The 18995-nt window shown below is 53.8% G+C and carries 14 protein-coding genes and 2 tRNA genes; 10 read left to right on the forward strand and 6 right to left on the reverse strand.

Translation table 11 applies throughout. The features are described 5' to 3' along the window. Positions 1–165: 165 nt before the first annotated feature. From K334_RS0101870 to K334_RS0101880, 3 genes are all read right to left on the reverse strand, one after another. Positions 166–2232, reverse strand: a complete 2067-nt coding sequence (locus tag K334_RS0101870; protein WP_025881870.1) for a glycoside hydrolase family 20 protein — start codon at positions 2230–2232, stop codon at positions 166–168. Positions 2233–2527: 295 nt separating this feature from the next. Further along, positions 2528–4288, reverse strand: a complete 1761-nt coding sequence (locus K334_RS13300; RefSeq protein ID WP_051218627.1) for a M56 family metallopeptidase — start codon at positions 4286–4288, stop codon at positions 2528–2530. Positions 4289–4295: 7 nt separating this feature from the next. Then, positions 4296–4655 carry a BlaI/MecI/CopY family transcriptional regulator gene (locus tag K334_RS0101880; RefSeq protein WP_025881869.1) on the reverse strand — a complete coding sequence of 120 codons (360 nt, stop codon included), beginning with the start codon at positions 4653–4655 and terminating at the stop codon, positions 4296–4298. 463 nt (positions 4656–5118) lie between these two features. Here K334_RS0101880 and K334_RS15445 point away from each other — a divergent pair, with 463 nt between their 5' ends. The 4 genes from K334_RS15445 to sucD all read left to right on the forward strand — a co-directional run bounded on the left by K334_RS15445 (position 5119) and on the right by sucD (position 7890). Continuing rightward, positions 5119–5325 (forward strand): winged helix-turn-helix transcriptional regulator, encoded by a 207-nt coding sequence (locus K334_RS15445; RefSeq protein ID WP_081658006.1) that lies wholly within the window; start codon positions 5119–5121, stop codon positions 5323–5325. 117 nt (positions 5326–5442) lie between these two features. Further along, positions 5443–5601, forward strand: coding sequence for a rubredoxin (rd, locus tag K334_RS14335; RefSeq protein WP_021589580.1), 159 nt, complete (start codon positions 5443–5445; stop codon positions 5599–5601). Positions 5602–5861: 260 nt separating this feature from the next. Continuing rightward, positions 5862–7001, forward strand: a complete 1140-nt coding sequence (gene sucC / locus K334_RS0101890; RefSeq protein WP_021589539.1) for an ADP-forming succinate--CoA ligase subunit beta — start codon at positions 5862–5864, stop codon at positions 6999–7001. A 16-nt stretch (positions 7002–7017) separates the two neighbouring features. Continuing rightward, positions 7018–7890: a succinate--CoA ligase subunit alpha gene (gene sucD / locus K334_RS0101895; protein ID WP_025881866.1), complete on the forward strand. Its 873-nt coding sequence runs from the start codon at positions 7018–7020 to the stop codon at positions 7888–7890. A gap of 140 nt (positions 7891–8030) precedes the next feature. On the opposite strand, the gene K334_RS0101900 is transcribed toward sucD, so the two are convergent. Beyond that, complete coding sequence (locus K334_RS0101900; protein ID WP_036889817.1) at positions 8031–9311, reverse strand: O-acetylhomoserine aminocarboxypropyltransferase/cysteine synthase family protein; 1281 nt, start codon at positions 9309–9311, stop codon at positions 8031–8033. 262 nt (positions 9312–9573) lie between these two features. Here K334_RS0101900 and K334_RS0101905 point away from each other — a divergent pair. The 6 genes from K334_RS0101905 to K334_RS0101925 all read left to right on the forward strand — a co-directional run bounded on the left by K334_RS0101905 (position 9574) and on the right by K334_RS0101925 (position 15082). Beyond that, positions 9574–9648: transfer RNA gene (locus tag K334_RS0101905), tRNA-Val, on the forward strand. A gap of 11 nt (positions 9649–9659) precedes the next feature. Further along, a tRNA-Tyr gene (locus tag K334_RS0101910) sits at positions 9660–9741 on the forward strand. A gap of 13 nt (positions 9742–9754) precedes the next feature. Then, positions 9755–10111 (forward strand): hypothetical protein, encoded by a 357-nt coding sequence (locus K334_RS14690; protein ID WP_154655522.1) that lies wholly within the window; start codon positions 9755–9757, stop codon positions 10109–10111. A 28-nt stretch (positions 10112–10139) separates the two neighbouring features. Beyond that, a complete protein-coding gene (gene purL / locus K334_RS0101915) occupies positions 10140–13925 on the forward strand; it encodes a phosphoribosylformylglycinamidine synthase (RefSeq protein WP_027444416.1) in 3786 nt (1261 codons plus the stop codon). Between the two features lie 40 nt (positions 13926–13965). Further along, a complete protein-coding gene (locus K334_RS0101920; RefSeq protein WP_027444417.1) occupies positions 13966–14502 on the forward strand; it encodes a chromate transporter in 537 nt (178 codons plus the stop codon). Between the two features lie 7 nt (positions 14503–14509). Continuing rightward, positions 14510–15082, forward strand: coding sequence for a chromate transporter (locus tag K334_RS0101925; protein WP_025881864.1), 573 nt, complete (start codon positions 14510–14512; stop codon positions 15080–15082). A 43-nt stretch (positions 15083–15125) separates the two neighbouring features. On the opposite strand, the gene K334_RS0101930 is transcribed toward K334_RS0101925, so the two are convergent. Further along, a complete protein-coding gene (locus K334_RS0101930; RefSeq protein WP_025881862.1) occupies positions 15126–17024 on the reverse strand; it encodes a glycoside hydrolase family 13 protein in 1899 nt (632 codons plus the stop codon). 13 nt (positions 17025–17037) lie between these two features. After that, a complete protein-coding gene (gene pulA, locus K334_RS0101935; protein ID WP_027444418.1) occupies positions 17038–18963 on the reverse strand; it encodes a type I pullulanase in 1926 nt (641 codons plus the stop codon). Positions 18964–18995: the final 32 nt, after the last annotated feature.

The raw sequence follows: 18995 nt of genomic DNA on the forward strand, positions 1-18995 counted from the left end.
CGTCGCCCGAAAGCGGATGCAAAAGTAGGGACTTTACAACGAAAAACCAAGGAAATGCGAAAGAAATGTGCGAAAAAAGCAATCTTTTTATGTTTTTTCAGCCATCATCAACCAGCGAGAGAGGCTTCCACATTATTATATATAGCGATATACGTCAAAGCAAAATCACTTTACGATTACTTCATCCGTGAATATCCAACCGCCTTCAGGCCCTGCTTTTGCCTGGTAACGAACAAAGCGTGCTTTCGTTTCTCCATTCCATTCACAATCTTTCACGCAAAAATCGGCAGAGGTGTCAACATCATGGCGGCTGTCATCCAGCGTTTTGAAATTCTCCCCATCCTCCGAAACCTGTATGACAACCTCACCAGGTGTATAAATCACGGCACTGGCCGATTGGAAAAAGCTTGCCTTAACCTGCTTCAACGCCTTCACCTCGCCCAGATCAATCGTCACGTCCAACCGTCCATGTCCGATAAATCCCTGCCATGCGCCATCATGGAAGTCCCAACCGCCACGAATGCCGTCCACCAAAGCGCCGTCACCAGAACTCCGGTAATTGTCTGCATAGGGAGCATTGTAGGTCACCTTCTTGCCCAAAGCCAAATGGCAGAGCGGTTCTTTCTTTTCCGGTCGGTTTCCAATCTCCTTACGCAAGTCGAAAGGATGGTAACCACGGCCCGCCAAAACATCCTGCATACGCAAAGCCCTGCGATGGAAGTCGGCGAAATCCGCCTTGCGATTGCTCCATCCATTTTCGGCTATCGCAAACAAGCGTGGATAAAGCATATACTCGCAATGCGACATTGTCTCGACCTGCTCAGTCCATAGATTTCCCTGCACGCCAAGAACACGTCCGGCAATGCTGTCGGGCAACTGGCAGGCCGGGTCGAAAGAATGGCATTGTTCCAGCGGCATATAGCTGCCAAAGGCCTTCGGCTGCGAAGGAGGACAATCTTGGTAATGGTCCAGATAGCAATACCGACCCGGCGTCATGATGACGTCGTGACCCGCTTTAGAGGCCTCGATGCCGCCTTTCTCGCCCCGCCACGACATGACCACGGCATTGGGAGCCAGCTTTCCCTCGAGAATTTCATCCCATCCTATCAATATCCGGCCATGCCCGTTGAGGAAACGCTCTATGCGTGCCGTCAGATAGCTTTGCAATTCAGCCACGTTCGCCAACCCTTCTTGCGTCATCCGCAGCTGGCAACGGGGGCAGTTGCCCCAGGCTTTGCGCGAAGCCTCGTCGCCACCGATATGAATATATTTGGACGGAAAGACTTTCATCACCTCCTTCAAGACATTCTCCAAGAAAGTGAAAGTCTGTTCATTTCCCACGCAAAGGTCGGAAGACTTGTCCACAACACCTTGACACAGCAGTTCCGGATAGGCGTGCAAGGCCTCCACACTGTGTCCGGGCATTTCTATTTCAGGTATGACAATGATATGTCGCGCAGCCGCATACGCCACGATTTCCTTCAAATCCTGCTGCGTATAATAGCCTCCATAAGCTCCATCGTCCCCCTTGCGGGCGTAGGGGCGCCCCTCTTTGCGCCATTTATCCCAATTAGACTCCGTCCTCCATGCCGCCTCTTCCGTCAACTTCGGGTATTTCTTGATCTGCATGCGCCATCCGGCTTCATCTGTCAGGTGCAAATGCAGCCTGTCCATCTTCAGACAAGCCATCGCGTCCAGTTGCTTCATGATGAACTCCTTGGGCCAAAAATGGCGGGAACAGTCCAACATCAGTCCCCGATAGACGAACCGCGGCTCGTCCTTTATCATACAACAGGCTATGCGTCCCTGTTCCTCCAGTTGCCTCAACGTCTGCAAACCATAAAACAACCCCACCACAGTGGGAGCCTCCAAACGGATTTCCGTGGGCGAGACATGCAACTCATAACCTTGCAACCGCTTGTCATTCGCCGCCTGCCTGCCGTCCTTTTGCGGACGAGTGAGGTTCATTCGCACGATGCGGTCAGCCTTCTTGTCGAACGTCAAGGCAGGGAAAGCCTCGGCAACCTGCAGCCGCAGCCATCGGCCTTCCTTATGTTTCACGTTGGTGACAAGCCGAAGCCGCCCCGTCGTCACAAAGTTTCCATCCGTCTCGACATACGAAGTCGGCGCGGGAATCAGCTTCGCCGAACCCGCAGGCCGCGCACTTTCAGCTGCAAACGCGCTGGTGACACACGAGCAAAAAGCCAAGAAAAGAAATAAAAAGTGTTTCATGAAATAAAATGATTTATGCTTATGGACGCGACAGATTGGTTGAGACCACCATTCCATCCGCTATTTCAAACGCCATATACCCGTTGTTCTCGCATATCCGACCGACAGGTCACATGAAGTTTGATGCAAAGATATGTTTTTTTAGTGCAAGATAAAGAACCTATATGTCATTTTTTGCATCCGATGACGAAAGTGCCGAGCATTGACAATCGCAACACTCGGCACTTCCAGAAAGCCATCCCTCACGGACAGCCATTACCGGAGAGATTTATAGTTTACCATCAACCGTGGCCACTTACTTCTTTTTCAGCTTCACCAACACGACGGGCTTGCCGCCGGAATCGTACTGTTTCATCGTGGCTTCGTCCTTCTGCACGGTTATACTTTCAATGTCGTCGGGGTTCAAAGCGTCGACATTGTCGACACGCTTGCCATCGACAAAAAAGACAGACGACGTATTGCCCTTGACCTGTGATATAGTTACGCCGGTAGCATTGTATTGCTCGAAGTTGATAGGAATGTTATACTTCACTCTCACGGGCTTACCATTCAGCTTGCCCGGTTCCCATTTGGGCATGCCTTTGACGGCATCGAGAGCAGCCTGGTCGAGTTTCGGACTGACGCTCCTGACCACTTTCGGTTCGACAACGGCGCCATTCGTGTCCACGATGAACTGGACAACAACTCTTCCACTCGCCTTGGTAATCGGATATTTCACCTTGCCCGAGATATATTTCATCATCGCCTCCTTTCCACCAGGGAAGTTCGGCATTTGGTCCACTATATCATAAGCCGCCTGCTGCTTGTCGGCCGTCCGCGCCACGCCAAGCGTCACGTCGCGACGGACGCCCTTCACGGTAAACAGAACGGTGCCCGTGCCGACATATTTCACTTCCACAGCACTTCCGACGGGCACTTCCGACAGGCGATAGCGGCCTTCCTTGTCCGTCACCGTGCCCCGTTTGCTGCCCCGCAGCACAACGGTCGCGCCGACAACGGGCCGCCCTTTCGTGTCGCGCACCGTACCCGAAACGGTCAGTTTCTTCACGGGCCGGGCGGCTTCGTCCACGGCTGTCGCCGTCATGTCTTCCAACGTGGCGGCCGCCGGCGAAGGATTGGCAATCTCGGTCTGCAACAGTTGCTCGGCCTTGTCGGAGAGCGAACGGGCCATCGGCACATTGCGGCCTACCGTGCGCGCCACCGACTCGATGTTGCTTACTATCAACAATGCGGCTGCCAAGGGCGCAAAGAGCAGATACTTGGCCACGCCTATCTGCTTGGTTCTTCTCTTGTTCATCATTTTAATTCTCTTTTTAAGCGGTAAAACATTGAAGTTGTTGGCCACATCCCAATGGTTTGGATGATAAGCCAGGCCGAGCAGATGATACTGATAGGCTTTGCGCGCGTTGCCATCAGCCAGCACCTTGTCGTCGGCAAGAAATTCCAGATTGACTCTCACTTCGTGTTTCAGCAGCCAGGCGAACGGATTGAACCAGCAGAATATGCTGAACCATTCGGCCACCATCGTGTCGACGGAGTGCCACTGCGCCACATGGGCGTGCTCGTGGGTGAGTATTTCGTTCAACTGAACGGCCGTGTGACGGTCGGGATTGACGAATATCCAGCGGAAGAAGGAGAACGGTCCCTCGCAACCGTCCAGGCAATGCACCCGCATGCTGCCCATACGGCGCACCCGTGTCTTGCGGGCCAGGGCCACAATGCCCATCAACTGCCACGCCATTCGCAGCGAAAGCAGGCCCACACCGAGCCAATATACATAGCCAAGGGCGTCGAATACCGTCATCGTCGGCCCCTGGGCGTAGACCTCCAAGGCCGGCAGCACGTTCACGGCATAGCTCTCCGCCAGGGTGGCCGTGGCCGGCGTGTCCTCTATCCACCAAGCGATGTCGAGCACAGGCAACGCCAACGCCACGCCATAGATGGCCCACAGCGTGAAGCGGCGCAGCGTGAAAAACGTGTCGCGGCTCACCATCAGCCGGTAGAAACCGTAGAGCAGCATGAGCGCCAGATTGACTTTGAGCAGGTAAACAGCCATAAACTTGTCAATTTTCGTTTTCTATTTCAGAGATGATGTCGCGCAAATCCTTTTCAGAAATCTGCTCTTCACGCGCGAAAAAGGTAACCATGTCCTTGAACGAGTCTTTGAAGTAATCGCGCACGAAGCCCGTCATGAAGCTGCGCTTGTAGTCCGCCTCCTCGATGTTGGGCGAATAGCTGTAGCCCTTTCCTTCGCGTTCGGCCTTGACAAAGTCCTTCCGTTTCAGGTTGTTCACCACCGACGCCACCGTCGTATAGGGCGGTCGAGGCTCGGGCAGGGCCTCCACAATCTGCTTCACGACGCACCGGCCCAGTCGCCAAATGCACTTCATCACGTCTTCTTCTTGTCTGGTTAGATTTTCCATATCGTCGTTTCTCGGGATTTCAATTGAATGACGGCTTTTCAACAAGCACATTGCAAATCTACGAAAAAATCGTAACAATCAAACTGTTAGTGCGTTAATTAATTCTAAAAGCATGAAAAACGACCGATGGGCGTGGGTGTTCAAAAGCGCAGCAACTGCGTTTCTGCATGACAACGGCACTGCTTTGAGCGTGTAAAAGCAGCCCTTTGGAAACGTGAAAGCAGCCCTTTTGGCGCGCAACGGCAGCCCTTTTGCAAGCCGAAAGCGCAGCTTTTGAAAAACGACGGCGCAAGTATGGATTAAAAACCGTATTTTTGCAGGACGAAGAAGGCATATCAAGACACGAGCAACTACACACCTCCATTCACGGTTTCAGCCAAGGCCATCAATCTGATTGCTGACATTTCGGCGTTGATAGAACGTCATGCTGTCAGGTTGGAGCAGGCTGACAAGTTCCTGAAAAGTGGCAAAAAGCCTTTCCAACCTGTCGGAAACAACGTGGCATGTCTATGCTTTGATTAAGGAAAATCCCTATATGACAAATGTTGTTCTGGCCCGGCGGTTAGGTATTTCAGACCGTATGGTCAGGAAACATATCATGACTTTGAAAAGCATTGGGCTGCTCTCTCGGGTGGGAAGCAATAAAACGGGATATTGGAAGTTGAAATGACAAGGTTCGATTTGCCGATAAAAAACACGTCATTTATTTTGCCATTCCAAACCATTGCGCTATATTTGCAGCCGAGTTAATTAACAAAGACAATCAAACATTAAATACAAAGACATTATGAAGAAGTATGTATGCGACACATGTGGCTGGGTGTACGACCCCGAAGTAGGCGATCCGGACAACGGTATAGCACCGGGAACGGCGTTTGAAGACCTGCCCGAAGATTTCGTATGCCCCGTATGTGGTGTAGGCAAGGAAGATTTTAGCGAAGAATAAAGTCCGATTTGCACGAAATAAGAAGCCATGCTTCATCTGGAAACAGACGGGGCATGGCTTTTCTTGTGCGCCGTTGTGGCGGCGGAACGCTGCCACAACGACGCCCCGCAATGCCGTTGCGACGCTTCTGCCGACCGTTGTGCCCGCATACACCTTATTATATATAGCAAAAGCATAAAAATATCAGCATTTCCTTTCGCCCTTGGAAAATATTTTGTAATTTTCCGCGGTAATTCCTAAACATATATTATTTAATAACTATGAAGGTACATGAATATCAGGCAAAGTCTTTCTTTGCGAGTTATGGGGTCCCGGTGGACAGACACGCGCTGTGTCGCACGGCTGAAGAGGCCGTGGCGGCTTACCGGGAGTTGGGAACCGGCAAGGCCGTCGTCAAGGCACAAGTCCACACGGGTGGGCGCGGCAAGGCCGGCGGCGTGAAACTTGGCGGCAGCGAAGACGAGATTCGTCGCCATGCCGAAGCCATCCTGGGGATGGACATCAAGGGATTCACGGTCGACCGCGTGCTGGTGAGCGAGGCGGTGGACATCGCCGCGGAGTATTATGTCAGCATTCTTGTCGACCGAAAGTCGAAGTGTCCCATGATGATGCTGAGCCGTTCGGGCGGCATGGACATAGAACAGGTGGCCAGGGAAACCCCCGAGAAGATTGAGAAGATCGTCATCGACCCCGTTCTCGGCATGACGGACTTCCTGGCACGGCAGGCCGCTTTCAAGCTCTTCGACGACATGGTGCAGGTGAAGCAGGCCACGAAGATTTTCCAAAACCTCTACCGGTTGTTTGTAGAGAAAGACGCCTCGCTCGTCGAAATCAACCCGCTTGTCAAATTGGGAGACGGCACCCTCAAGGCCATCGACGCCAAGATGACGTTCGACGACAACGCCCTGTTCCGCCATCCCGACGTGAAGGAACTCTTCGAACCTACACCCGAAGAGCGCAAGGAGCAAGAGGCGAAGGAGAAAGGGTTCAGCTACGTGAACCTGGGAGGCAAGATTGGGTGCATGGTGAATGGCGCCGGACTGGCCATGGCCACGATGGACATGATTAAACTGTACGGCGGCGAGCCTGCCAACTTCCTTGACATCGGCGGCAGTTCCAACCCCGAGAAGATCGTGGAGGCCATGAAACTCCTCTTGAGCGACAAGCATGTCAACACCGTTCTCATCAATATCTTCGGCGGAATCACGCGTTGCGACGACGTGGCCAAGGGCCTGATAGAAGCCTTCAAGACGATAGAGACCGACATCCCCATCGTGATTCGCCTCACGGGAACCAACGAAGCCGAGGGCCGCGCGCTGCTCCAGGGCACCCATTTCACCGTGGGCACCAGCATGTCGGACGCCGGTCACAAGGCGGTAGAACTGAGTAAACAACATTAAAAACCATGATTAAGCTATGAGTATTTTACTGCATAAAGATTCGAAAGTTATCGTTCAGGGTATCACCGGTCGTGATGGCAGCTTCCATGCCACCAAGATGAAGGCGTATGGAACGCAGGTTGTGGGTGGCACATCACCCGGAAAGGCCGGTCAGGAGGTAGCGGGCATTCCCGTATTCAATACCGTCAGAGACGCCGTCGAGGCCACCGGAGCCGACACTTCCATCATTTTCGTCCCCGCTCCGTTTGCCAAAGACGCCATGCTCGAAGCCATTGACGGCGGCGTGAAGCTCGTCATCTGCATCACCGAGGGCGTTCCCACGCTCGACGCCGTGGCCGCACAGCGTTACGCAAAGATCAAGGGCGTGAAGGTGATAGGCCCCAACTGCCCGGGACTGATTTCTCCCGAGGAGAGCATGGCGGGCATTATGCCGACCAACATCTTCAAGAAAGGCCACACGGGGGTCATCAGCCGCAGCGGAACGTTGACATACGAGGTGGTTTGTCAGCTGACACAAGCCGGTCTGGGACAGTCGACGGCAGTCGGTGTGGGCGGCGATCCCGTCGTCGGACTTTACTTCGAAGACTTGCTCCGCATGTTCCAGGACGACCCGGAGACCGACTCCATCGCCCTCATCGGTGAGATAGGAGGCGACGCCGAAGAGCGTGCCGCACAGTTCATCAAGCAACATGTGACGAAACCCGTGGCCGTATTCATCTCCGGCCGTCAAGCTCCTCCGGGCAAACAGATGGGCCATGCCGGCGCCATCATTTCGGGAGGATCGGGCACTGCGGCCGGCAAGGTGGCGGCGTTTGAGGCCGTCGGCGTTCCCGTTGCCGATGAAACGAGCGAAATTCCCACGTTGCTGAAGAAGCAGTTGGGCCGCTAATCAGCGATGATTGATACACGAAAAGAGGATATTCGGTGCCGGATATCCTCTTTTTTATGGTTGGATGAATCGAAATGGGGCGTCGAGCGCCCATTTCACACTTCACGTTCCACATTTGTCACGGGCCTTCGCCCCGCCGTCTACAGCTTCTGCATGGCCTGTTCCAGGTCGGCGATGATGTCGTCGCAGTTCTCTATGCCGACGGAAAGGCGGATGAGGTCGGGAGCTATGCCCGCTTCGCGCAGCTGCTCGTCGGAAAGTTGGCGGTGGGTGTGGCTTGCCGGGTGGAGCACACAGGTGCGGGTGTCGGCCACATGCGTCACGATGGAGACGAATTCGAGGCTGTCCATCCATTTGATGGCTTCCTCACGACTGCCCTTCAAGCCGAAGGCGATGACGCCGCACGAGCCGTTGGGCAGGTATTTTTGCCCCAATTCATAATACTTGTTGTCGGGAAGTCCGCAGTAGTTGACCCATGCCACGCGCTCGTTTCGCTCCAACCATTCGGCCACGCGCTGCGCGTTGGCGCAGTGTTGGCGCACGCGCAGGTGGAGCGTTTCAAGTCCCAGGTTGAGCAGGAACGAGTTCTGTGGGGCCGGAATGCTGCCCAGGTCGCGCATCAGCTGCGTCACCAGCTTCGTGCAATAGGCCGCCTTGCCGAACGATTGGGTATAAGTCAGCCCGTGATAGCTCTCGTCGGGCGTCGTCAGACCTTTGAACTTGTCGCCCTGGGACTCCCAGTCGAAGTTGCCAGAGTCGACCACCACGCCGCCCACCTGTGCCGCATGGCCGTCCATATACTTGGTGGTGGAATGCGTGACGATGTCGCATCCCCACTCGAAAGGCCGGCAGTTGATGGGCGTGGCAAAGGTGTTGTCGACGACGAGGGGCACGCCGTGCCTGTGGGCGATGCGCGCGAAGCGCTCGATGTCGAACACGTGGACGCCGGGGTTGGAGATTGTCTCGCCGAAGAAGCACTTGGTGTTGGGACGGAAGGCCGCCTCTATCCGCTCGTCGCTCCACTCCGGGTCGATGAACGTGCAGTCAATGCCCAGCTTCTTCATCGTCACGCCGAACAGGTTGAACGTGCCGCCATAGATCGTATTGGTCGTGATGAAGTGGTCGCCGGCCTCACATATATTGAAGATGGCATAGAAATTGGCCGCCTGTCCCGAAGAGGTGAGCACGGCACCGACGCCTCCTTCGAGCGCCGCTATCTTCTTCGCAACGGCGTCGTTGGTAGGGTTGGCCAGGCGGGTGTAGAAGTATCCCGCGTCTTCAAGGTCGAAGAGGCGGGCCATCTGTTCGCTGGTTTCGTATTTGAAAGTGGTACTTTGGTAGATGGGCAGCTGCTGCGGCTCGCCCTTCGACGGCTTCCATCCGCCATGGATGCAGATGGTTTCCAGGTTTCTTTTCTTCATTTTTCGTTGTTGGATTATGTATGTGGTGCTGCAAAAGTAGTGCAAACGAACGGAACGCCCAAACAAGAAGGGCATTATTTTCATGTCGCGGGAATCCGAGAAGGCTGCTTCCGCGTCGCAAGGTGCATCCATGACGGTGCATGGAGCGGCGTTTGCGGCTCCAATGGCCGATGATTTTTGGTTAAAACATGTAAAATAACGATGTGAAAGTTTGGCTTTGTCGATATAATCCCATACTTTTGCACCCGCTTACGAGGAGTAAGGGCGTTTAGCTCAGCTGGTTTAGAGCGTCTGCCTTACAAGCAGAGGGTCGGCGGTTCGAATCCGTCAACGCCCACACTACGGTTCGGGTAGTTTCCAGAGTGGCCAAATGGGGCAGACTGTAAATCTGCTGCTTCTAGCTTCGGTGGTTCGAATCCATCACTACCCACAAGCCAAGAGATTTGAATTGCGGTTCAAGTCTCTTTTTTTTATTGCCCTTTTTCAATCAATTCAAACGTGAAGTGTCGGGTGCGCATCGTGCGGTGTTGGAATCGCCGCGCGTCGGTTTCAAGCCCACGGGCCTGCCTTTCCTGCGGGGAAGGATTGCTTTTGGCTCGCCATCGCTGCCCTTTCGGCTTGCAAAAGGGCTGCCGTTGCGCGCCAAAAGGGCCGCTTTCACGTTTCCAAAGGGCTGCTTTCACAAGCTGAAAGGGCCGCTTCTGCGCCGCAAAAGCTGTGCTTTCAGAAAACAAAAAAACAGCCTTACCGGATCATTTATTTGGTCATGTCATGCTTTTCGACTAACTTTGCAACATTGAGTTTAATACATAATTATAATAATTAAACATGATTCTTTTCTTTAGAACTCCTTCCCAAACCGTGATTGCGACAGAGATTAACCATCAACCCAATCAGGATGAGATTAACAAACTGTGTTGGCTCTATGGCAACGCCACGCCCGAAGAAGCCCAAACGTTGAATGGATACTTCGTCGGCCCACGCCGTGAAATGATTACTCCTTGGAGTACGAATGCCGTTGAGATTACTCAGAACATGAGTCTTGACGGCATTTTGCGTATAGAAGAGTACTTCCCCGTGGAGTCGGAACAGGCTACCCACGACCCCATGTTGCAACGTATGTATAACGGTCTGGACCAAAACATCTTTACCATTGACCACCGGCCGGAGCCCATTAAGTATGTGGACGACCTGGAAAAGTACAACGAGGAGGAAGGACTGGCACTGAGCGAGGACGAAATGGCCTATCTGCACACGCTGGAGAAGGAAAACGGACGACCGCTGACCGATTCCGAAATCTTCGGTTTTGCGCAAATCAACTCGGAACACTGCCGCCACAAGATTTTCGGAGGACAATTCGTCATCGACGGAGAGGAAAAAGAATCATCGCTTTTCAGCCTTATCAAGAAGACTACACAGGAGAATCCGAACAAGGTGATATCGGCTTATAAAGACAATGTGGCCTTCTCCGAAGGACCGGTTGTGGAGCAGTTCGCGCCCGCCGATCAAAGTACGAGCGACTATTTCCGGGTGGAAGACATCGAAAGTGTCATCTCGCTGAAGGCCGAAACGCATAATTTCCCGACAACGGTAGAGCCTTTCAACGGCGCCGCAACGGGCACCGGAGGCGAAATCCGTGACCGTATGGGCGGCGGTGTAGGCTCATGGCCCATTGCCGGAACGGCTTGTTACATGACAGCTTACCCACGATTGAAAGACGACAACGGCCAGACCGACGCCGATCGTACATGGGAAGAGCTTATCCCCGTGCGCAAGTGGCTCTATCAGACGCCCGAACAGATACTTATCAAAGCGTCTAATGGCGCCAGTGACTTCGGCAACAAGTTTGGCCAACCGCTCATCACGGGTAGCGTACTGACCTTTGAATACGAAACAACGACCGACGACGTGAACCCCAACGGGGCAGGACAGATTTACGGTTACGACAAGGTAATCATGCTGGCAGGTGGCGTGGGCTACGGCAAGAAGCGCGACTGTCTGAAGAAAGAACCGCAACCGGGCAACAAGGTGGTTGTCGTGGGTGGCGATAACTATCGTATCGGACTGGGCGGAGGCTCTGTCAGTTCGGTAGACACGGGTCGTTACAGCAATGGTATCGAACTCAATGCCATTCAGCGTGCCAATCCCGAAATGCAGAAGCGTGCCTATAATCTGGTGCGTGCGCTCGTTGAGGAAGACAATAACCCCGTGGTCAGCATTCACGACCATGGTTCGGCGGGCCATCTGAATTGTTTGAGCGAATTGGTAGAGGACTGTGGCGGTCGCATTGACATGCCCCAGCTCCCGATTGGCGACCCGACGCTGAGCGCAAAGGAAGTGATTGCCAACGAATCGCAGGAACGCATGGGCTTGCTCATCGACGAGAAGCATATCGAACACGTGCGCAAGATTGCCGAACGCGAACGGGCGCCGATGTATGTGGTAGGCGAAACGACGGGCGACGCTCACTTCAGCTTTGCCCAAAGCGATGGTGTCAAGCCGTTCGATCTCGATGTCAAGCAGATGTTTGGCCACACACCGAAGACCGTTATGGTAGATGAAACCGTCACACGTACCTACGCCGATGTACAGACAGATGATAAGAAAATCGACGAATATTTAAATAAGGTGCTCCAATTAGAGGCTGTTGCCTGCAAGGATTGGCTGACCAACAAGGTCGACCGCTCCGTTACGGGCAAGATAGCACGCCAGCAATGCCAGGGCGAGATACAGCTCCCGTTGAGCGATTGTGGCGTCGTAGCCCTCGACTATCGTGGCCGCAAGGGTATCGCCACGGCACTTGGACACGCTCCGCAGGCCGGATTGGCCGACCCGAAAGCCGGCAGTGTGCTCTCGGTTGCCGAAGCACTGACCAACATCGTGTGGGCACCGATGGCCGATAAGGAAACTCCGCTCAACGCAGTGAGTCTCAGTGCCAACTGGATGTGGCCCTGCCGCAGCCAGAAAGGTGAGGACGCACGCCTCTACGAGGGTGTTCAGGCATTGAGCGACTTCTGCTGTGCCATCCATGTCAACGTACCAACGGGCAAGGATTCGCTCTCGCTTTCGCAGCAATACCCCGATGGCAGCAAGATTATCGCGCCGGGAACGGTTATCGTCAGTGCCGGCGGCGAGGTCAGCGACGTACGAAAAGTGGTGAGCCCGGTGCTTGTCAACGACAAGAATACAAGCCTTTATCATATTGATTTCAGCTTCGACGAGCAGCGACTGGGCGGTAGTGCCCTTGCTCAAAGTTTGGGTAAGATTGGTAGCGACGTGCCTACGGTACAGAATCCGGAGTATTTTGTCGACTGCTTCAACGCCATTCAGGAACTCATCGAGCGTGGATGGATTATGGCTGGCCATGATATCAGTGCGGGCGGTTTGATAACCACCTTGCTCGAAATGACCTTTGCCAACACCGAAGGTGGTCTGCACGTCAACCTGCACGACCTGGCAGGCAATGATATGGTGAAAATGCTGTTTGCGGAGAACCCCGGTGTGGTGATCCAAGTGAGCGACGCGCACAAGAACGAGTTGAAAGAATTCCTCGACGACGCAGGTATCGGCTTCGCCAAGATTGCCTATCCTACGCCCGACAGCCGAAAGATTGTCGTGAAGAACGATGCTTACGAGCACACATTCGATATCGACAGCCTGCGCGACACGTGGTACAAGACCAGCTATTTGCTGGATCGCGATCAGAGTTTCAATGGTATGGCCAAGCAACGCTTCGACAATTACAAGAAGCAACCGGTAGAAATGAAGTTCAACAACGACTTCAAGGGCACGCTCGAAAGCTATGGTCTCAATGCCGACAGATGGAAAACAGCAACGGCCGACACCCAACAGCAGGCACCCAAAGCAGCTATTATTCGTGAAAAGGGTACCAATGGCGAGCGCGAAATGGCCTATTCGCTCTATCTGGCCGGCTTTGACGTAAAGGACGTGACGATGACCGACCTCATCAGCGGTCGCGAAACACTGGAAGAGGTCAACCTGATTGTCTTCTGCGGAGGTTTCTCTAACTCTGACGTTTTGGGCTCAGCCAAAGGTTGGGCGGGAGCTTTCCTCTACAATCCGAAGGCAAAAGAGGCGCTCGACAAGTTCTACGCACGTGAAGATACGCTGTCATTGGGTATCTGCAACGGCTGTCAGCTGATGGTAGAGCTCAATCTTCTCAACCCCGAACACAAACATCGCAGCCGTCTTCTGCACAATACGTCGAAGAAATTTGAAAGCATTTTCCTCTCGCTTAACATTCCACAGAACGACAGCGTGATGTTCCGTAGCCTCAGCGGCAGCAAACTGGGTATTTGGGTGGCCCACGGTGAAGGCCGATTCAGCCTGCCCGAAGCCGAAGATAGGTACAATGTCATTGCCAAATACAACTATGCCGAATATCCCGCAAACCCCAACGGCAGCGATTACAACGTGGCCGGTATCAGCTCGAAGGACGGCCGTCATCTGGCCATGATGCCCCACTTGGAGCGTGCGATCTTCCCTTGGCAGAACGCTTGGTACCCTGCCGACCGACGCAATGATGAGGTAACTCCTTGGATTGAGGCCTTCGTCAATGCCCGTAAGTGGATAGAAGAGAAGAAAAAAGCATAGAAAAGCAAGAAAAAAAGAAGCTAAATTTGAACCATAAATAATGTATCTCACATTATTCAAAACATTCTTTAAGATTGGCATAGTCACCTTTGGTGGTGGCTATGCCATGATTCCCATGATCAAGGCTGATGTTGTTGACAAATACAAATGGATTAACGAGGAGGAATTTCTCGACCTTTTGGCAATTGCCCAAAGCTGTCCGGGCGTGTTTGCCATCAACATCAGCATTTTTATAGGCTACAAACTACGCCGACTGAAGGGCGCGATCTGTACGGCATTCGGTACAGCCCTCCCCTCTTTCCTCATCATTCTGGCCATCGCCATGTTCTTCCATGCCTTTCAGGAGAACAAAACCGTGGCTGCCATGTTTGCCGGTATACGCCCGGCCGTGGTCGCATTGATTGCCGTTCCTACGTTTGAACTGGCCAAGAATGCCAAAATCGGCCTGTCCAACTGCTGGATTCCCATTGGCGGAGCACTGCTGATATGGCTTTTGGGTGTCAATCCGATTTACGTAATCATAGCCGCCGGACTGGGAGGTTATATCTACGGACAATACTTAAAGACCACGGAGTGAAACGCTTATGATATTCCTATACTTATTTCTGACGTTTTTCGAAATCGGACTTTTCGGTTTTGGTGGCGGCTATGCCATGATATCGCTCATTCAGGGACAAGTCGTGAACCGCTGGCACTGGCTTTCGATGGGCGAATTTACCAACGTCATCGCCATCAGTCAGATGACACCGGGGCCCGTGGGTATCAACTCGGCCACCTACTGCGGCTATACGGCCGTGAAGAATGCCGGCTTCGACGCACCCATGGCCATCCTCGGCTCGACCACGGCCACGTTCGCGCTGGTGTTGCCGTCGTTCATTCTCATGCTGCTCATCAGCAAAATGCTCATGAAATACATGCACACGCAACTCGTGGAAGACGTCTTTTCGGGGCTGCGTCCTGCCGTTGTAGGACTTCTTGGGGCCGCCGCACTGTTGCTGATGACGGCCGAGAACTTCTCAACTCCCGACAACCCATGGCAATTCTACATCAGCATTGCCCTCTTCGTGGCCACTTTTGTGGGCACCAAATACCTAAAAATCAATCCTATCGCCATGATAGGCTATGCCGCTTTTGCGGGTCTCTTGTTACTATATTGATGAATCGGGCTGATCAGATTTGCCTGACCAGCCCGATTCATTACTATTCCGACCACTCCAATATCAAAGTTTGGCGGGGCGACAGTGGCACATTGGCCGACAAATCGACCGGCTGTCCCGTCATCACATCGGTAGCCTGAACATGCTTGCCGATGATTTCCGCATAACGTTGAACTTCGAGTTGGGCATTGCGACGCAACCCATTGAGTACCGTCATCACCGTTTTTCGGCCATACCGGCGTGCAATGACGTAAACACCTTTGTGAGGTATGAACTGCGTCTGCGTGCCACGGCTGATCACCTCATTGCCCTGACGCCAGTGGAGCAATCGGCTTAGCCAGTTGAACATGGCATTTTCTTCGGCCGTACGGCCCTCTGGCGTGAACGCGTCGCGCTTATCGCCGGGAAAACCACCCGGGAAATCCTTGCGAACATTACCATCGGTCACGGCCTTAGTGCCATTCATAAGCACCTCTGTACCATAATAAAGTTGCGGAATGCGATTGATGGTAAGCAACAAAGCCAATGCCTGCTTCAGTGCCAGCGTGTCTTGTCCCTCTCCCAAGAAGCGGTCGGTGTCGTGATTCTCGATGAAAGCCATCACACTCGATGGGTCTTCATACAGATAATCGTAGCACAAACTGTTGTAGATGCGGTTCAATCCCCGCCACCAACCATCGGTTTCCTCGGCCTTCGCTTGGTTCAACTTGTCGAAGAAGCTGAAGTCCATCACCGTCTTGAGATAACTGTTGATGGTCGAAAGCTTTGAATCCTTCTGCCAAGCAGCCGTATAAGCCGGCTCTGTGACCCATGTTTCGCCCACCGTATTGAAGTTCGGATATTCCTCATCCAGCCTTTCCATCCACTGCGCCATAGCCTTGCGGTCGGCATACGGATAGGTATCCATGCGTATTCCGTCGATTCCGACGGTCTCAATCCACCACTCGCTGTTCTGTATCAGATAAGTGATGACGTGCGGATTGCGCTGGTTGAGGTCGGGCATGGTAGGCACAAACCAGGCATCCACCGTCTCCCGCAAGTCCACTTTCGACGCGTAGGGGTCCAATACGGGCGTCAACTTGTAGGAAGTTTGCAGATATTGGTCGTTCACCTTGGCCCGTTCGCCCGCCTTTTGCCCACGCTGTGCCTCCCGAAGCCACTCCGGCGTATTGAACCAGTCCCTTGTCGGCATGTCCTTTACCCATGGATGTTCGAAGCCGCAGTGGTTAAAAATCATATCCATAACCACTTTCAGTCCCTTCCGATGGGCCTCATCAATCAGTTGTCGATAGGCTTCATTGCTACCAAAGCGTGGATCTACCTTATAATAATCTGTCGCAGCATAGCCATGATAAGTACTTGTATTGCCTTCATCGGGCGAGTTATTCTCGAGCACTGGCGTAAACCACAATGCCGTAACGCCCAGTTCTTTAAGGTAATCCAAGCGCTCGCGAATGCCTTCAAGGTCGCCGCCGTGCCGCAGACTGGGCTTCGTGCGGTCTTCCTTGTAGGCATTGAGGCCTTTCACCTGTGCCGGATGGTTCTTTCCTTGCGCAAAACGGTCGGGCATGAGCATGTAGAGTACATCGGCATTGGTGAATCCCATGCGCTTATCGCCGGCCATCTCGCGCTCTTTGAGCGGATATTTCACCTTCTTGCCGTCGAACTTCAACGTCATCTCCCCGGGCCGGGCACCGTCCAGGTTCAGGTAAACCAGCAGATAGTTGGGCGAATCCAGCCGCACGAGCGAGTCGACGCGTGCCCCCGGATAGTCCACCGTGACGGTGGCATTGCGGATGTCCTTGCCGTAAACCATCAGTTGCAGACTCGGATTCTTCATGCCGGCAAACCAGTTGGCCGGCTCTATCTTGTCGATCTTAGGGGCCGCGTCCATCGACACGGAGCCGAGAAGAAAGCCCAACAAAGCGATTGTCTTTTTCATTTCGTGTAGTTTTTTAGTTGTGCAGAATCAATGCCGACTGAGGCGCCACGGTCACCTGACCGCCCTGCTGCCTGCCCATTCCCTCCTCACGGATGAGTCCGTCGCGGCAAACCACGGTGTAGTCGCCCGCCGGAATGTCCACCGTGCGGCTGTCACGACTGCCGTTGAGCACCACCACAATGCGCTTCCAAGGCTCGCCGGGATAATCGGTGAGCGTGAAACCGACCAGACAATCCTGCGTCGGAAGGAACGAAAGATGCGCCTTGACGTCAGCCGCCGAGCCGCCGCCGAAGGCCGGATGGTTCTTGCGAAGACGAATCAAGCGGCTGTAGTAGTCGAACACCTGCGGGTAACGCTTAAGATTGTTCCAGTCAAGACGATTGATACTGTCGGGCGAATTATAAGAGTTGTGCACGCCTTTCTTATCGCGCAACATCTCTTCACCTGAAAGAATGAAGGGCACACCCTGCGAAGTGAAGACGGCAGTTTGGGCCAACAAGTCGAGCCGAATAAGCTCGTCGTCGCCGATACCGGGCATTGAGGCGCGCAAGCGGTCAACAAGACACATGTCGTCGTGGCAACTGACGTAGCTGATATGCTGGCTCGGCTGGGCGGCCCAGGCCTTCTTGTCGTAGTTCACGCGTGCCATGTCGACCTCGGGATGGGCTATTCCGCCCACGATACCAAACTTCAGACTCTCTTCCTCGCCTGCGATACCGGCCAGAAAAGCCCCCTTCGTGTCATCCGAAAACGGTCCACGAAGCGCGTCACGGATGTTATCGCTGAAGGCCGCGATGCCCAGTAGCTGCGCCATGTGGCCCTTCATGGCCAGTTTTTCCTGCGGATAAACGCAGCTGCCGGCACTCCATCCCTCACCATATATAAATAGGTGGGGATCTATTTTGCTGACTTCGGCACGAATGGCGTTCATCGTCTCAATATCGTGCACGCCCATCAGGTCGAACCGGAAGCCATCGATATGGTATTCGTTGACCCAGTATTTCACGCTTTCAATCATAAATTGGCGCATCAACGGTCGTTCCGAAGCGGTCTCATTGCCGCAGCCCGAGCCGTTGCCGGGCTGTCCATCCTTGGCGTAACGATAGAAATAACCGGGATAAGTGCGCTCAAAGTTGCTGCCGTCCAAGTCGAAAGTATGATTGTACACCACGTCGAGAAAGACCCGAATGCCGGCCTTGTGCAGGGCCATCACCATCTGCTTGAACTCCTTGACGCGCACGGTGGGGTCATAGGGATTGGTCGAATAGCTGCCTTCGGGCACGTTGTAGTTCAGCGGGTCATAGCCCCAGTTGTACTGCGGTTGGTCGAGCTTGGTCTCGTCCACCGACGCGTAGTCGAACGAAGGCAGGATGTGAACGGCCGTGACACCGAGTTTCTTCAGGTGCTCGATGGCCCGTGGCTCGGCAAGGGCCAGAAATTTGCCCTTGTTCGCCATGCCCGAAGACACATCGATGGAGAAATCACGATGATGAAGTTCGTAGATGACGAGGTCGTGGGCCGACCGGTTCACCGGCCGCCTGTCGTTTTCCCAGCCTGCGGGATTGGTGTCGGCCCAGTCGATGATGGCTCCCCGCCGGCCGTTGACACCCACCGCCTTGGCAAAGACGCCCGGCGTCTCGCCCTTTCCGATGTCGAAGGTATAGAATCGTCCTTTCAGATTGCCCCTGACGGTGGCCGACCAAAGGTCACGGCCTATCTTCTTCATCCCCACCACACGCAGGGGAGTCCCCTGAAGGCCGTCGGCATAGATGCGGACAACCGGCTTCCGAGGCGTATTGAGTTTGAAAACGGTTTGCGAAGGGCTGTAAGTTACCTCCCTGAAATCGAACCGCGTGCCTTCGGAAGCAGCATGCAGCGGTGCCGATTGCGTCATCAGTGCAGCGGAAAACACGGCTAATAAAGACTTTTTTAGATTCATGTTGCGTTGGATTTTAGACACAACGCCCTTTC

Origin of the sequence: Segatella baroniae DSM 16972 = JCM 13447 (genome assembly GCF_000426585.1) — a bacterium.
Classification (GTDB): domain Bacteria; phylum Bacteroidota; class Bacteroidia; order Bacteroidales; family Bacteroidaceae; genus Prevotella; species Prevotella baroniae.

Bases quoted from the DNA above. Each gene is read 5' to 3' on its own strand.
- K334_RS0101920 (WP_027444417.1), top strand. From the start codon at position 13,966: ATGTATCTCACATTATTCAAAACATTCTTTAAGATTGGCATAGTCACC.
- sucD (WP_025881866.1), top strand. From the start codon at position 7,018: ATGAGTATTTTACTGCATAAAGATTCGAAAGTTATCGTTCAGGGTATC.
- K334_RS0101880 (WP_025881869.1), bottom strand. From the start codon at position 4,655: ATGGAAAATCTAACCAGACAAGAAGAAGACGTGATGAAGTGCATTTGG.
- K334_RS0101925 (WP_025881864.1), top strand. From the start codon at position 14,510: ATGATATTCCTATACTTATTTCTGACGTTTTTCGAAATCGGACTTTTC.
- K334_RS13300 (WP_051218627.1), bottom strand. From the start codon at position 4,288: ATGGCTGTTTACCTGCTCAAAGTCAATCTGGCGCTCATGCTGCTCTAC.
- sucC (WP_021589539.1), top strand. From the start codon at position 5,862: ATGAAGGTACATGAATATCAGGCAAAGTCTTTCTTTGCGAGTTATGGG.
- pulA (WP_027444418.1), bottom strand. From the start codon at position 18,963: ATGAATCTAAAAAAGTCTTTATTAGCCGTGTTTTCCGCTGCACTGATG.
- K334_RS0101870 (WP_025881870.1), bottom strand. From the start codon at position 2,232: ATGAAACACTTTTTATTTCTTTTCTTGGCTTTTTGCTCGTGTGTCACC.
- K334_RS0101900 (WP_036889817.1), bottom strand. From the start codon at position 9,311: ATGAAGAAAAGAAACCTGGAAACCATCTGCATCCATGGCGGATGGAAG.
- K334_RS0101930 (WP_025881862.1), bottom strand. From the start codon at position 17,024: ATGAAAAAGACAATCGCTTTGTTGGGCTTTCTTCTCGGCTCCGTGTCG.
- purL (WP_027444416.1), top strand. From the start codon at position 10,140: ATGATTCTTTTCTTTAGAACTCCTTCCCAAACCGTGATTGCGACAGAG.
- rd (WP_021589580.1), top strand. From the start codon at position 5,443: ATGAAGAAGTATGTATGCGACACATGTGGCTGGGTGTACGACCCCGAA.